This window comes from Hyphomonas sp. (assembly GCF_037969335.1).
Lineage (GTDB): Bacteria > Pseudomonadota > Alphaproteobacteria > Caulobacterales > Hyphomonadaceae > Hyphomonas.
In genome coordinates this window covers 20,545-34,874 of sequence record NZ_JBBKXE010000216.1, presented here as the reverse complement: position 1 = coordinate 34,874, position 14,330 = coordinate 20,545, and the positions used below count along the sequence as shown (strand labels likewise).

Genomic DNA, 14,330 nt, shown 5'->3' with positions numbered 1-14,330 from the left:
CCACAGGCTGGCGCGAGTGCGACAGCCGACGCAGCGAGCATGATCTTCATGTGAGAGAGGAAGCCGTCGTTTCGCATATGCCGTGTCTCGTCGCTGAGTGATGATTTCATCGTGATTTGCACATGCCTTTAGGTCAAGCCGTTCATGCCACGAGGCCTGGACCCGAAATTGTGCGTTATTTGGCCGGTCGCACTAATCGGCATCTGCAGTCTGGCTGGCGTGCGACTTTGCTTTTCGTGAAGCGCTCATGCAGAATGAGACATAGATCACAGGGATAGGCTCGCGCTTGGCAATGGGAATTTTCGAGGAGTTGTCTTGAGCGACCGCAAAGGTTTGAACCGGGGGCTGTTCTGGCTCTACGAGGGGCATGGGCGCGGGCCGTTCAGCTTCCGCTGGGCCATGCTGATCTTCGATTTCGCGACGATCATCTATTTCCTGCTGGCGCCCTTCGCGGAGCGGGGGCCACATCACTACATCATCGACTATGTGATCGGCGCCGTGATCCTGTTCGACCTGGTCGCCAGGTTCTACATTGCCAAGTCGAAACGCAAGTTCCTGATGCGGTTCCTGCCCTGGGCGGATCTGATCGTCGTGATCACCATGTTCGCGCCGCTGCTTGTGGCGAACCTGGCCTTCCTGCGCGTCCTCCGGGCTGTACGGGCAATCCGGGCTTTCACCTTTATCAAGCGCGCCGGGAAAATGTGGGGCTTCGTGCAGCAGCATGAACAGGTGATCGACCGCGTGACCAACCTGATCGTGTTCGTCTTCATCATGGCGGCACTGGTCTATGTCTCGCAGGTGCGGATCAATGACGGCATCAATTCCTATCTCGACGCGCTCTATTTTACTGTCACCAGCCTGACCACGACGGGCTATGGCGACGTGCTGCTGGTGGGCGAGAGCGGCAAGATCATTGCCATTATCATCATGGTGTTGGGGCTGACGCTGTTCCTGCGCCTGGTGCGGGCCATATTGCGGCCGACCGACAAGGTGGAGCAGGAGTGCGAAACCTGCGGCCTGACCATGCACGACCCCGACGCCGTCCATTGCAAGCATTGCGGCGGCGTGATTCATATCCAGACAAAAGGCCTGACATGAGTACCTCACACCTTCCCTTCCGCGACGTGCCTTATCTGCCGCTGAAGCTGGATGTCGACCGTCGCCCGGACGGCACGATTTACCTGAACAACGGCCAGCCGTTGAAGCCCTCTCCACCGCACCTTCTGGCACCGCTGGTCAAGTGGGCAGCAGAGGCGCCGGACCGGATATGGCTGGCCGAACGCGTGCCGGAAGATCCGCAATCCGACGGCTGGCGCGAGATGACTTACGGTGAAGGGCTGGAGCGTGTCAGGCGGCTCGCCCAGGGATTCATCGATGCCGGTGCCGGCCCGGATGCGCCGGTGATGATCCTGTCGACGAATACGATTGACCATGCGCTGGTCATGTATGCGGCGATGTGGGCGGGCAGCCCCGTCGTGCCCGTGACACCCGCCTATGCCCTTCTCAGCAATGATTTTGCGCGGCTCAAATATATCGACCAGCTGACCCAGCCGAAATTCATCTATGTCGAGGACGGCGCCGAATACCAGCGCGGCCTTGATGGCATGGGCGTGGGCAACCGGCTGGTGCTCTACAGCCGTCACGAGCCAAAGGGGTGTGACTGCGTCAATATCGGTCGCTTTGCCAAGGAGCCGACTGATGCGGTCGACGCAGCCTATGCGGCGCTGAAGCCTGATACGGTCGCGAAATACATGCTCACGTCCGGCTCCACAGGAGAGCCGAAGGCGGTGATCAACCTGCATGGCATGGTTGCGGCGAATGCCAAGATGATCCGGTCGGTCTGGGACGAGGAAAAGCTGGACGCCATCACGGGTGGACCACAGGTGATGTGCAACTTCCTGCCGTGGAGCCATACCTACGGCGCCCATTCCATCCTGCACAACATGCTCGACTGGGGCGGCACGCTGTATCTCGACCAGGGGGCGCCGACACCGGCTCGCCTGCCCGAGATGATCCGCAATATGAAGGAAATTTCGACGACGCAGCACACGACCGTGCCAGCCGCGTGGGCGGCCTTGGCGACGGAGCTGGAGCGCGATGACGAACTTGCGCAGTCCTTCTTCAAGCGAATTGTCTGCATGGCCTATGGTGGCGCTGCGATGGGGCAGGACATCTATGAGCGAATCCAGGCGGTGGCCGTGCGCGTGACGGGAGAGCGGATTTCGCTGTCGGCCGGTTATGGCGCGACGGAGACGTCGCCCACTGCGTCGAACGTCCACTGGCCAAACGACGTGATGGGCTTGATCGGCCTGCCATTGCCGGGGAACACGTTCAAGCTGGTGCCGAATGCCGGAAAGTTGGAACTGCGGGTAAAAGGGGTCAACGTGACGCCGGGCTATTACCGCAATCCCGCGCAGACGGCGGCCGCTTTCGACGACGAAGGATATTACCGGCTGGGCGATGCTGTGCGCTTCGTCGACCCGGACCATCCGGAAAAGGGCCTCGCATTCGATGGCCGTACGGCGGAGGAATTCAAGCTCGCGAGCGGGACCTGGGTGTCGGCCGGCACGGTGCGTGTGCAGGCGGTGGCAGCAACGGGCGGGGCGCTGTCGGACGCGGTCGTGTGCGGCCTCAACCGGGACGAGATATGCCTGCTGGGCTTCCTCAACGAGGCGTGGTGCCAGCGACTGGTTGGCGCGCCTCTGCCTCTGGCGGAACTGGCGCATCATCCGAAGGTCATGGCGGCGGTGAAAGAGGGGCTGCTGGCGCACAATGCGGCGCACCCCAAGGCGTCGGCGCGAATCGCGCGAATCCTGTTGCAGGAGACGCCGCCGCAAGCAGACGCGGGCGAAATCACCGAGAAGGGTTACATGAACCAGGGCCGGACGCTGGACCTGCGCAAGGATCAGGTTGACCGACTTTACTCGGATTCACCTGACTCAGACGTTATTTTCATCAGTTGTTGAAAAGTATATTCAGGTAAATTGGCTCGAAACGCCAGATTTTTGATGAAATCTACTCAATCTGTACTTAAGATTACCTGCGGGGCTGCATGTCCACCAATGGCGGCTCCAGCCAGATCCCCTTTGGCTGGCGGGTGGATCGCGAAGCTGTCGGTGTAAACGTCGAATCTGCTCCGGAAGTCTCGCGATCCATCCCGCTTTGACCCTCTCTGCGAACGCGCTACACAGGCGCTTAAACAATCGAGGGCCGGACCATCAATGACCACTGAACCTGAACGCAATATGACCGGTGCCGAAGCTCTTGTCTCCACGCTCGCCGACCATGGCGTCTCCGCCTGCTTCGCCAATCCGGGCACGTCGGAAATGCATCTGGTGACTGCGCTTGATCATGAGCCGCGTATCCATTCCGTGCTTTGCCTTTTTGAAGGTGTCGCGACGGGCGCGGCGGATGGCCATGCGCGGGTCACTGGCGGACCGGCGATGACCTTGCTGCATCTTGGCGCGGGCTACCTGAATGGCGGGGCCAACATCCACAATGCACGCCGGGCCTGGACGCCGATGGTCAACGTGATCGGGGATCATGCTGTGCCGCATCAGCGTTATGATGCGCCGCTGACGTCCGACATCAGGGGCATGGCCGGGCCGAACTCGGTCTGGATCAAATCGGCGGACAAGGTGCAATCGGCCGGTGAACTGGCGGCAGAGGCCTGGGAAGCGAGCCTGTCGCCGCTGTCGGGGCCGGCGGCGCTGATCCTTCCGGCGGACACGGCGTGGCTGGAGGGCGGAAAGCCGGGCAAGACACGGACGCGACCGGTGCTGCGGGCGCCGGATGCGGCACAGGTCGAGGCCGCGGTGAAGGCCGTCAGGGCTGCGGAAAAGCCGATGATCCTGATCAATGGCACGGCGCTGACAGAGGCGGGTCTGGCGACGGCAGCGCGGCTGAAGGCGGCCGGCGTGCGTGTGATGACAGATACTTTCTTCCCGCGTCAGGCACGCGGGGCCGGGCGGTTCATTCCGGACCGGATGCAATATTTTGCCGAAGGCGCCATGGCCGATCTTGAAGGCTGTGACCTGATGCTGGTGGCGGGCACGCAGGTGCCGGTGGCGTTCTTCGCTTATCCGGGCAAGCCGAGCGTTCTGGTGCCGGAGGGCTGCACCACAATGATTATTGGCGGGCCCGAAAGCGACAGCGCAGCCATCCTCGCCGCACTGGCCGATGCGCTGGGCGCGAAAGAGGCGTCGCCGGTTGCGGCGCTTCAACAGCCAGGCATGCCGAGTGGCGGGCTGAACGCGGCAAGCGTTGGCCAGTCGATTGCCCGCCATCTGCCGGAAGGCAGCTTCGTGTCGGATGATGGCGTGTCCAACGGCCTGCCGGCCTTCCTGATGACGCAGAAGGCCAAGCCGCATGACTGGATGATGTTGACCGGTGGCGCCATCGGGCAGGGCATGCCGCTGGCGCTCGGCGCTGCCATGGCGGCAAAGGACAAGAAGGTTCTGTGCCTGACGGGTGATGGCGCGGCGATGTACACGAACCAGTCCCTGTGGAGTATGGCGCGCGAAGGCGCGAACGTGGTGACGGTCGTATTCGTCAACCACTCCTACCGCATCCTGAACATCGAACTGGCGCGGACCGGCGCTGGAAATCCCGGCCCGACGGCGAAGAGCATGCTGGAGCTGGACCGACCGGAGATCGACTGGGTAGCCCTGTCCCAAAGCATGGGCGTACCGGCGGTGGCGGTCGATACGGCCGAGGCCTTCGACGCGGCGCTTGAGCGCGCATTCGCGGCGGAGGGGCCGCAACTGATCGCGGCGCACGTGCCTGCGCGCTAGCCTCGTCAGGCGGTGGCATTGAACGCCAGGGTTAACAGGGCCACATATGGTTCATGAGCACTTATCCGCCGAACGAATATGAGAGAGACCAGTCGATCACACAGAAGCCGGGCGTCGGTCAAATGGCAGGCCGCGTGGCCGTCGGCGCGACCAAGGGGACGTTCAAGTTCATAGCGTTCATCCTGAACTTCTTCGTTCCGGGACTCGGCACCATCTTCGTCGGCCGTATCGGCACCGCGATCATCCAGCTCTGCCTGATTCCGGTAGGCATCCTCCTCATCCCCGTCAGTGGTATCGGTGTGCTGGTGTTGGTTGCCAATTGGGTTTGGGGGCTCGTCACGGTCGTTGAGGCCTGGCGTCGACCGGGCGTGGTGTATGTCAGGCCTGATCGCCGACGCTAGCCCATCACATCTGTCGGCAGGACATTCCAGATTGGCTTACGCCATCCGGCTTGTTTCGAAAAACGTGAACGGGTGTCACACCAAGGCGCATGCATCTGGCCCGATGATTATCAATCAGGTCGCGCCGGATGGAATCAGGTTTGGGACAATTCGAGGTCTTGGGGCAGGGTATGCCTAGTCCTCGTCATCGCCGCCGTGTTCGTCCTCTGAAAAGTCTCGTTGGGGGCGGGCGATGAGTTCGCCAAGGTCTTCAAGGTCGATGAAATGGTCCGCTTCGCGGCGCAGGTCGTCTGAAATCATCGGGGGATTGGACGCGACTGTCGACACGACAGAGACGCGAACGCCTCGTGCCTTCACGGCCTCGACGGCGCGCCGGAAGTCGCCATTACCGCTGAACAGGACGATATGGTCGATGTTCCGGGCGGTTTCGAGCATGTCGATGGCGAGTTCCACGTCCATGCTGCCCCGGACGCGTTTGCGGCCCTCCCGGTCGGTGAATTCCCGGGCGGGCTTCTTGATGACGTTGTAGCCATTATAGGCGAGCCAATCGACCAGCGGGCGGATCGGGCTGTATTCGTCGGTTTCCACCAGTGCGGTGTAGTAATTGGCCCGGAGGAGGCGGCCTTTGCCCTGGAATTCCTTCAAAAGCTTGCGAAAATCGATCTCGAGCCCCACGGCGCGGGCGGCTGAATAGAGGTTTGCACCATCAATAAACAGGGCCAGACGCTCGTCCTTGTAAAAGGCCATTGGCTTTATTCCTCGAGTGTTTTAAGCTTGCGGCTAATAAGAACGCCGAATTATCTTATATAACTGGCATACTCAGGCTGCGTTTATGGCGCAATAGCTGGGTTGCGCCAGCTTGCTGCACTGCATATAAGGGGCAGCTTCAAGGAGATTGCCCCTATGGCCCGTGTGACCGTCGAAGACTGCATCCAGAAAGTGCCGAACCGTTTCGAGCTTGTCCTGCTCGCTTCGCATCGTGCCCGCATGATCCGTGAAGGCTCGCCGCTCACGATCGATCGCGACAATGACAAGGATCCAGTCGTTTCGCTGCGCGAGATCGCCGACGAAACGATCGACCTGAAAGTCGTGAAAGAGGCCATGATCTCGAACCTGCAGGAAGTGCGGCCGAGCGAAGAAAGCGAACGCGAAGCCGATCGCCTCGCGCTCCTGTCCGGCCCTGCCGCCACCGAAGACGACGTCATGCGTGCCTATCAGGCTGAAATCGAGTCCGGGCGCGACGACCGACTCTAGGAGGCTCCATGGACGGCAGCGCCCTTTCCGCGACGGACAAAGGGGCTGGCGAGGCAGCTGGCACGACAGATTCGACCGAAAATCAGGCTGAGCCCCGGCACGTGCTGTCGCGCGAGGAGCTGATCGCGAAAGTGCGCGCGTATCACCCGCGCGTGAAATCCGAGCTGCTTGGCGCCGCTTATGATTTTGCCAAGCTGCATCACGGGACCCAGACACGCGATTCCGGCGATGCCTATTATTCCCACCCCGTGGAAGTCGCGAGCCTGCTGGCCGATGTGCGCCTCGATGAGGTGACCATTGTTGCGGGCCTGCTCCACGACGTCGTGGAAGACACCAAGATCGACATTGGCGATATCGAGGTGCGCTTCGGCGCAGATGTTGCCGAACTGGTCGATGGCGTCACCAAACTCGACGCGCTGGAATTTACCTCCAAGGAATCGGCGCAGGCCGAGAACTTCCAGAAATTCATCCTGGCAACGACGAGCGACTTGCGCGTGCTGTTGGTGAAGCTGGCCGACCGGCTGCACAATATGCGCACGCTGCATCACCGCAAGAAGCCCGAAAGCCGCGAGCGTACGGCGCGCGAGACGATGGACATTTATGCACCGCTGGCCCGCCGTGTCGGCCTGTACTCGCTGGCCGCCGAGATGGAAGACCTCGCCTTCGAGGAATTGAACCCCGAGGCGCGCCGCGCGATCCTGTACCGTCAGGAAGAACTGGCAGCCGAAAACGCCGACGATCTCCAGCGCATTGATGACGACCTGCGCCAGTTGATGGACATCGCGGGCATTGAGGCCAAGATCAAGGGTCGCAGGAAACAGCCCTATTCCTTGTGGCGCAAGCTGGAACGCAAGTCGATTTCGTTCCGCGATGTGGCTGACCTGTTCGCATTCCGGATCATCGTGAGCGATGTCGATACGTGTTACCGTGTGCTCGGCGAAGTCCATACGCTGTGGGCCTGTATCCCGGACCGGTTTCGCGACTATATCTCGGTACCGAAGCCGAACGGCTATGCTTCGCTGCACACGACCGTGCGCGCTTCCGGCAATCGCCGCGTGGAGCTGCAGATTCGGACCGAGGCGATGGACCGGACCGCCGAGTTCGGCGTGGCGGCGCACTGGGGTTACAAGAACAAGTCGTACGGGTTTGACGTCGATTCGGCGCGTGCGGCGGGCCTTGATCCGACAGCCAATTTGGAAGCCTTTGCCGAACTGCTCCAGGATGGCGGCGACCCGAGCGAGTTCCTTGAGCACGCCAAGCTGGAAATGTATCGCGAGCATGTGTTCGCGTTCAGTCCGAAGGGCAAACTGATCATCTTGCCGGCGGGCGCGATGCCACTAGACTTTGCCTATGCCGTGCACTCGGCCGTGGGGGACACGGCAATCGGTGCCCGGATCAATGGCGAAGTGAAATCTCTGCGCCGTCCTTTGAAGAATGGCGATGTCGTCGAAATCCTGCGCGGCAAGGCCGCCGCCCCGGTTGTTGGCTGGGAAGCGATGACGATAACCGGGCGGGCGCGCTCTGCCATCCGCCGGCTGGTGCGCGAGCGCGACCAGATCGAGTTCCGCCGCCTCGGCGTAGGCCTGATCAACCAGGCCTTGCGCCGGGCCGGAATCGACCCGATCGACGTGAAAATGACTCACACCGCCCAACTTGCCGGATTCGAGAGCCGGGAAGAGATGGCCGAGGCCGTCGGGCGAGGACGCATTTCGTCGTCCGACATCATGGAGGCGGCATTCCCGGGCTATCGGGCGGAACGATTCGACGATGACAACAAGATGCGGCTCGATAGCACGCATGCGCCTTTGCTCGTGTCAGGCGAGGATCTGATGCCGGGCGTGACGCTGCATCTTGGCCAGTGCTGCTGCCCTCTGCCGGGTGACCGGATCATGGGTGTACGGGAACCGGAAAAGGGCCTCGTCGTGCATGTCGCGAGTTGCGTGAAACTGGCCGAGTATGACGACCATCCGGAATTGTGGGTCGACCTCAAATGGACCGAGCTGGCCAAGACAGGCGCGGTGGCCGTGGCGCGTATTCGGGTCAATGCCGCCAATGAGAAAGGCGTGCTGGCAAAGCTGTGCACGGCCGTGGCGCAGGCGAATGGCAACATCATCCGGATCGCAACCACCGAACGCGGGACGGATTTTACTGAAGTGGTGATGGAGATCGAGGTTGAAGACCTCAAGCGCCTGACGCAGATACTTGCAGCGCTCCGATCACTGGCCGTAGTGGACCGGGCGGTGCGCGATCAGGAGGTTGAAGATGACGAGTGAAGACGTGCTGGCAGTGTTTCGCGAGGCCGGTGCCTTGCTTGAAGGGCACTTCATCCTGTCGTCCGGGCGGCGCAGCCCGGTCTTCCTGCAAAAGGCCCTGGTCTTTTCGCAGCCGGACCTGTCCGAGCGCCTGTGCAAGGCGCTGGCGGAGAAGCTCACCGCAACATTCGGGAAGATCGACGTTGTGGCCGGACCGGCTGTCGGCGGGATCATCCCGGGCTACGAGCTGGCGCGGCACCTGAAGGCGCGGGCGATCTTCGCTGAGCGCGTTGACGGGAAGCTGGCCTTTCGGCGCGGGTTTTCGATTGCCGAAGGCGAACGCGTTCTGATCGCCGAGGATATCGTGACAACCGGCCTGTCCTTCCGCGAGACGGTCGAGGCGCTGGACAAGCTGCCCGGCGAAGTCGTGGGCGGAGCGTGCATTATCGACCGGTCGAATGGCAAGGCGGACGTGGGCTGTGAACTGGTGTCGCTGGCTGCTGTGGATTTCCCAGACTATGCCGCCGATGACCTGCCGCCGGAACTCGCGGCGATGGAAGCCGTGAAGCCTGGATCGCGAGGCCTTGCCTGATGGCAGGACGTATACGCCTCGGCGTGAATATCGACCATGTGGCGACGATTCGGAATGCGCGTGGCGGCAAGCATCCTGATCCGATGCGTGCGGCCCTGATGGCGACCGAAGCGGGCGCCGACGGGATCACGCTGCACCTGCGCGAAGACCGGCGGCACATTCGCGATGACGACCTTGTGGAAATCCGCACAGCGACGGCGTTGCCGATCAATATGGAAATGGCGGCGACCGAAGAAATGCTCGACATCGCGCTGCGGTTCAAGCCGGAGACGGCGATGTTCGTGCCGGAAGAGCGCGCGGAACTGACGACCGAAGGCGGACTCGACGCGGCGCGGGCGCATAATCACCTCGCGCATTTTGTGCGTCAGCTGAACAAGAATGGCAGCCGCGTGTCGTTCTTCATCGAACCCGACATGGTACAGCTGCATGCAGCGCAGGCGCTGGGTGTGCAGATTTGCGAATTTCACACAGGCCGGTTCGTTGAGCTCATGCAGGCGGGCGAAGACAAGCTAGCCGAGCTGGAACTGGATCGCATCCGCAATTGCGCGGAAGAGGCCGTGCGCATGGGAATAGAACCGCAGGCCGGGCACGGCCTGACATTCGACACAGTAAAGCCTGTTGCGGCCATCCCGCAGATCACCGAACTGAACATCGGCCATTTCATTGTCGGCGAAGCGATCTTCATTGGCTTGCCGGCGGCCATCGGCGAGATGCGTCGCCTGATGGACGAGGCGCGGGCATGATCATCGGCATCGGCAATGACCTCTGCAATATCGAGCGGATAGAGAAGACACTGGCCCGCTTTGGTGAGCGGTTCGAGACGCGCGTCTTTACCGAAACCGAAATTGCGCTGGCGCGAGGCCGCCGCCTGACAGCAGAAACCTATGCCAAGCGGTTCGCCGCGAAAGAAGCCTGCGCCAAGGCACTCGGCACGGGCGTACCAAGGCGCGGTGTGCACTGGACCCATCTGGGCGTCGTGAACCTGCCATCGGGCAAGCCGACACTGGCCCTGACAGGCGGCGCGGCCAAGCGTCTCGCTGTCCTGCTTCCCGAGGGCCATGAGGCCGTGATCCACCTGACAATTACAGATGACCATCCGTGGGCGGAAGCCCAGGTCATCATTGAAGCCATTCCGGTCGCACCATGAAGCCTGCCCGCCCCAAACGTACCCGCCTGCGCGCCGCCGCCAAGGCCTGTGTTCCAAACCTCTCGGACGCCCAGGTCAAGACGATCCAGGAACGGATCGGCTATCATTTCAAGGACAGGCAATTGCTGGTGCAGGCATTGACGCACCCGAGTGCGATCGCGTCGGCGGACTCGGTGCGGCTGTCCAACCAGCGCCTTGAATTCCTTGGTGACCGCGTCCTGAACCTGCTCATCGCCGAGCGCCTGATCGAACGCCGCAAGACCGAGAGCGAGGGCGACCTGGCTCCGCGCCTCAACCGGTTCGTCAAGAAGGGCGCTTGCGCCGAGGCCTTCCGGCACTTCAAGCTGCAGGAATTCATCATCCTGTCTGACGGCGAAATTGCGTCTGGCGGCAATGAGCGCGAGTCCACCATGGGCGACGCGTGCGAGGCGGTTATCGGCGCGATCTATCTCGACGGTGGCCTGTCTGCGGCCCGGAAATTCGTGGAAGCGGGCTGGGCACACCAGTTTTCGTCAGCCCCTGTGGAAACCCGTGACCCAAAGACCCTGCTGCAGGAATGGGCACAGGGCCAGGGCCTGCCACTGCCAAAATATCATGTCGTCAACCGTTCGGGCCCTGACCATGAGCCGCTTTATGAGATAGAGGTGCAGGTGCCGCCGCACGGCGAAGCCACGGCCACCGGATCCTCCAAACGCGACGCCGAGCGCAATGCAGCGGCCCTGCTGCTCAACACCCTGACTGGAACATCATGACTGAAACCGAGATCAACCGCGCAGGCTTTGCCGCCATTATTGGCGCGCCGAATGCCGGGAAATCCACACTGACCAACCGTCTGGTCGGCGCCAAGGTCGCCATCGTCACGCACAAGGTGCAGACGACGCGCTTCCCGGTGCGCGGCGTGGCGCAGGTCGGCGATACGCAAATCGTGCTGGTCGATACGCCCGGCATCTTCGTGGCCAAGCGCCGGCTCGATCGGGCCATGGTCAAGGCGGCATGGAGCGGCGCGGCAGACGCCGATGCCATCGTGCACCTGGTCGACAGCTCAGCCTGGGTGGCAGACCGGGCCGGCAGCGCGACGGGCGCGCAGAAGATGTCGATCGCCGATGACCGCCGCGTCATCGCGCAGCTCAAGCTGACCGGAAAGCGCGCCTTCCTGGCGCTCAACAAGATTGACCTGTTCCCGCATGACCAGGTCCTGCCCGTGATGAGCGAACTGAGCGACTCGGGCGTCTACGACGAGATATTCATGATCTCGGCTGAAAATGGCGATGGCGTCGACCGGCTGGCCGCCGCACTTGCCGACCGGATGCCCGCGGGTACGGCCCTGTTCCCACCCGACCAGACGGCCGACCTGCCGATGCGCCTGCTCGCCGCCGAAGTGACGCGCGAAAAGCTGCTGCTGCGCATGCACCAGGAACTGCCCTACCAGCTGATGGTGGAAACCGAGAGCTGGGAAGAACGCAAGGACGGGTCCGTTCGCATTCAGCAGGTGATTATTGTCGGGCGCGAGGGCCACAAGGCCATGGTGCTGGGCAAGAATGGCGCGTCGATCAAGGAGATCGGGCGGATGGCCCGCAAGGAATTGATGGAAATGCTGGACCGGCCCGTGCACCTGTTCCTGTTCGTCAAAGTGGACGAAAAATGGCAGGAACGGCGCGACTCCTATTCCGGCATCGGCCTGGAGTTTGATGTTTAGGGGCGGGCATGAACTGGTCTGATGACGGACTGGTCCTGGGTGGCCGCCGGTTTGGCGAAGGCGGCCTGATCCTTGATGTGTTGACGAAAACGCGCGGGCGGCGCTCCGGCCTCGTCTATGGCGGAGCCTCGCGGGCGCGGCGAGCGCAATATGAGGCGGGCAATACGGTTGCCGTGTCATGGACCGGGCGCCTCGAAGAACAGCTCGGCCGGTTTGATGTCGCCGAGGCGAGCCGGGAACGCGCGTCGCGGGTGCTGGACGATGCCGGTGCGCTAGCCGCCATATCTGCCGTGACGACGCTGCTGCGCGGTGCGCTCGACGAAGGCGATGCCGCCGGATCGGCCCTGTATGAGGCAACGACGCTGTTACTTGACCAGATCGAGGCGCAACACATCTGGCCCGTGCTGTATGTGCGGTGGGAGCTGGGCCTCTTGTCGACACTGGGCTTCGGGCTCGACCTGGAAGCCTGCGCGCTCAGCGGCGCGAATGACGGGCTGACCCATGTTTCGCCAAAGACCGGCCGGGCCGTGCGCGGGTCGGAGGCGGAAGATTATGTCAGCCGCCTGCTACGCCTGCCGGGTTTCCTTGTGTCGTCGGAAGCGCCTGTGGGGATCGCGGACATTGCGGACGGACTCGCGCTGACTGGCTACTTCCTCGAGGCGCGTGTTTTCAACGGCATGAACCGCGCCGTTCCGCCGCAAAGGGCGCAGCTTGTGGCGCGGCTCCTGAAGCGGGCCTAGGCGCTGGCGCTGGGCCGGGCGCCGACTTTCTCGTACCAGGCGGTCACGCGCTGGAGCGCCGGGTTGAGGGGCTGGCCGACCGCGACGCCGAAGGTGAGGAAGCAGTAGAGCATCACATCAGCGAAAGTGAACGTGTCGCCGGCGACATAGGCACGGCCCGCAAGCTGGCCATCGAGAAAGGCGAGCTTGTCCTGGGCACAGGCCTTGAGGCCCGCTGCAGCCTCGGGCAGGCAGCGCATCCGGTCCTTGAACATGGGCAGGCCTTCGGAATAGCGGAATCCATTGGCCAGCGGTTCGATAATGTTGAGGTCGCCCCAGCGGGTCCAGCGGCGGGTCTGGGCGCGGGCCTCGGGCGTGGCGCCGAACAGGCTGTCGCCGGGCTGGGTTTCGTCAAGGTATTCGCAGATCGCCCAGACTTCCGTGAGGATGGTGCCATCGTCGAGTTCCAGCGCGGGCAGCTGGCCGGCAGGATTGGTCTCAAGGTAGGGCGGCTTGCGATTGTCGCCGACCATTATGTCGACCTCTTCCATCGGAAGTTTGATGCCGCGTTCGGCCATGAACATGCGAACCACGTGCGGGTTCGGTCCGACGGAATTGTAAAGTTTCATGTGCGTTTCCCTTTGCCTGTCGTGCTGGTTTTGCAGCACTTTAGCGAGGATGTGCCGCAACAGAAGGGGAATCATGGGGGTAAATGGACGTCACCTTGCGTCACTTACAGGTCCGACCACTGCCCATGTCGAAGTGGAAATGGTCGCGGTGGGCCGCATTGTAATCCGGGCCGAGCGTGACCGAGAAGATATCGCAGCCACCCTTGTGCACCCGTTTCAGGAATTTTGCTTCCGGTCCGCCTTGTTTCCAATGGGATTTCACGTCGATCAGGCGGCCGTCCTTAAGCCGGAATCCTGAAATGTCGACCGCATTGGCGTGGGCGTGCTCGGAGAGGCGCCCGCTGCCGGCGATATTGCGGCAGGCGTAACTGCCATATGTCTCGATGCGGGCGAGCGGAGAGCCGAGGATGTCGGCGGCGGCGGGGCGGGCAACATGACGCTCCCACGTGTAGAGGGCCGCGGTCTCGGCGCAGGTCATGCTGAGGGTGGCTGAGTAGGGGGTCAGGGTGCGGTCGAGCGTCAGGGCATTGCGAAGCCCGCATTTTTTGCCCTTCGGCTCATCTTCGAGCGGCGTGTAGAGGATACCGGCCGAATCGAGGGCGGAAAAGCAGACCTCGCGATGCGTCCGGGCCCGTTCCAGCTTGGCGTGGGTGCCGAGGCCGAGCTTGTCGGTCAGGTCGATGGGCGCGAACGGATTGTGGCGCGGCGGGGCCAGCCACAGGAACAGGGCGACCACCAGAAGCGGCACGCTCAGCAAGACAATCCAGGCCCGAAACTCAGTCATTTGCTTGCGTTTTACCCATTCCTTAACCAAACCGCCGTTTCTGTTAATCTGCGCAACGAACCG

15 protein-coding genes are annotated in these 14,330 nt (G+C 62.4%); 12 read left to right on the top strand and 3 right to left on the bottom strand.

Translation table 11 applies throughout. The features are described 5' to 3' along the window. Positions 1–315 precede the first annotated feature (315 nt). The 4 genes from AADA04_RS16000 to AADA04_RS15985 all read left to right on the top strand — a co-directional run bounded on the left by AADA04_RS16000 (position 316) and on the right by AADA04_RS15985 (position 5,194). Complete coding sequence (locus AADA04_RS16000; RefSeq protein WP_340694281.1) at positions 316–1,098, top strand: ion transporter; 783 nt, start codon at positions 316–318, stop codon at positions 1,096–1,098. Next, positions 1,095–2,966, top strand: coding sequence for a feruloyl-CoA synthase (locus AADA04_RS15995; RefSeq protein WP_340694280.1), 1,872 nt, complete (start codon positions 1,095–1,097; stop codon positions 2,964–2,966). The genes AADA04_RS16000 and AADA04_RS15995 overlap by 4 nt, the downstream gene beginning before the upstream one ends. A 255-nt stretch (positions 2,967–3,221) precedes the next feature. Beyond that, on the top strand, positions 3,222–4,793 hold the full coding sequence (locus AADA04_RS15990; protein ID WP_340694279.1) for an acetolactate synthase large subunit: 1,572 nt from the start codon (positions 3,222–3,224) through the stop codon (positions 4,791–4,793). 53 nt (positions 4,794–4,846) lie between these two features. Next, positions 4,847–5,194 (top strand): hypothetical protein, encoded by a 348-nt coding sequence (locus tag AADA04_RS15985; protein WP_340694278.1) that lies wholly within the window; start codon positions 4,847–4,849, stop codon positions 5,192–5,194. 174 nt (positions 5,195–5,368) lie between these two features. Here the strand turns inward: AADA04_RS15985 and AADA04_RS15980 are convergent, their stop codons facing one another. Further along, entirely contained in the window at positions 5,369–5,941 is a 573-nt protein-coding gene (locus tag AADA04_RS15980) for an NYN domain-containing protein (protein WP_340694277.1), read from the bottom strand. 156 nt (positions 5,942–6,097) lie between these two features. Between AADA04_RS15980 and rpoZ the strand changes: the two genes are divergently transcribed. Genes rpoZ through recO form a run of 8 tightly spaced genes read left to right on the top strand, consistent with a single transcriptional unit; the run spans position 6,098 to position 12,875 of the window. Then, positions 6,098–6,448 carry a DNA-directed RNA polymerase subunit omega gene (rpoZ, locus tag AADA04_RS15975; RefSeq protein WP_340694276.1) on the top strand — a complete coding sequence of 117 codons (351 nt, stop codon included), beginning with the start codon at positions 6,098–6,100 and terminating at the stop codon, positions 6,446–6,448. A gap of 8 nt (positions 6,449–6,456) precedes the next feature. Beyond that, on the top strand, positions 6,457–8,721 hold the full coding sequence (locus tag AADA04_RS15970; protein WP_340694275.1) for a bifunctional (p)ppGpp synthetase/guanosine-3',5'-bis(diphosphate) 3'-pyrophosphohydrolase: 2,265 nt from the start codon (positions 6,457–6,459) through the stop codon (positions 8,719–8,721). Next, positions 8,711–9,292: an orotate phosphoribosyltransferase gene (pyrE, locus tag AADA04_RS15965; protein WP_340694274.1), complete on the top strand. Its 582-nt coding sequence runs from the start codon at positions 8,711–8,713 to the stop codon at positions 9,290–9,292. The genes AADA04_RS15970 and pyrE overlap by 11 nt, the downstream gene beginning before the upstream one ends. After that, positions 9,292–10,035, top strand: coding sequence for a pyridoxine 5'-phosphate synthase (locus AADA04_RS15960; RefSeq protein WP_340694273.1), 744 nt, complete (start codon positions 9,292–9,294; stop codon positions 10,033–10,035). The genes pyrE and AADA04_RS15960 overlap by 1 nt, the downstream gene beginning before the upstream one ends. Continuing rightward, a complete protein-coding gene (gene acpS / locus AADA04_RS15955) occupies positions 10,032–10,439 on the top strand; it encodes a holo-ACP synthase (protein ID WP_340694272.1) in 408 nt (135 codons plus the stop codon). The genes AADA04_RS15960 and acpS overlap by 4 nt, the downstream gene beginning before the upstream one ends. Then, the gene (rnc, locus tag AADA04_RS15950) at positions 10,436–11,191 is read left to right on the top strand and encodes a ribonuclease III (protein ID WP_340694271.1); all 756 of its coding nucleotides are present in this window, start codon (positions 10,436–10,438) and stop codon (positions 11,189–11,191) included. Before acpS ends, rnc begins: the two co-directional genes overlap by 4 nt. After that, entirely contained in the window at positions 11,188–12,135 is a 948-nt protein-coding gene (gene era, locus AADA04_RS15945; RefSeq protein WP_340694270.1) for a GTPase Era, read from the top strand. Before rnc ends, era begins: the two co-directional genes overlap by 4 nt. 8 nt (positions 12,136–12,143) lie before the next feature. Continuing rightward, the gene (gene recO / locus AADA04_RS15940) at positions 12,144–12,875 is read left to right on the top strand and encodes a DNA repair protein RecO (RefSeq protein WP_340694269.1); all 732 of its coding nucleotides are present in this window, start codon (positions 12,144–12,146) and stop codon (positions 12,873–12,875) included. On the opposite strand, the gene AADA04_RS15935 is transcribed toward recO, so the two are convergent. After that, positions 12,872–13,483: a glutathione S-transferase family protein gene (locus AADA04_RS15935; RefSeq protein WP_340694268.1), complete on the bottom strand. Its 612-nt coding sequence runs from the start codon at positions 13,481–13,483 to the stop codon at positions 12,872–12,874. The two genes, recO and AADA04_RS15935, sit on opposite strands and share 4 nt — an antisense overlap. Before the next feature lie 100 nt (positions 13,484–13,583). Then, complete coding sequence (locus AADA04_RS15930; protein WP_340694267.1) at positions 13,584–14,267, bottom strand: extensin family protein; 684 nt, start codon at positions 14,265–14,267, stop codon at positions 13,584–13,586. Positions 14,268–14,330 lie beyond the last annotated feature (63 nt).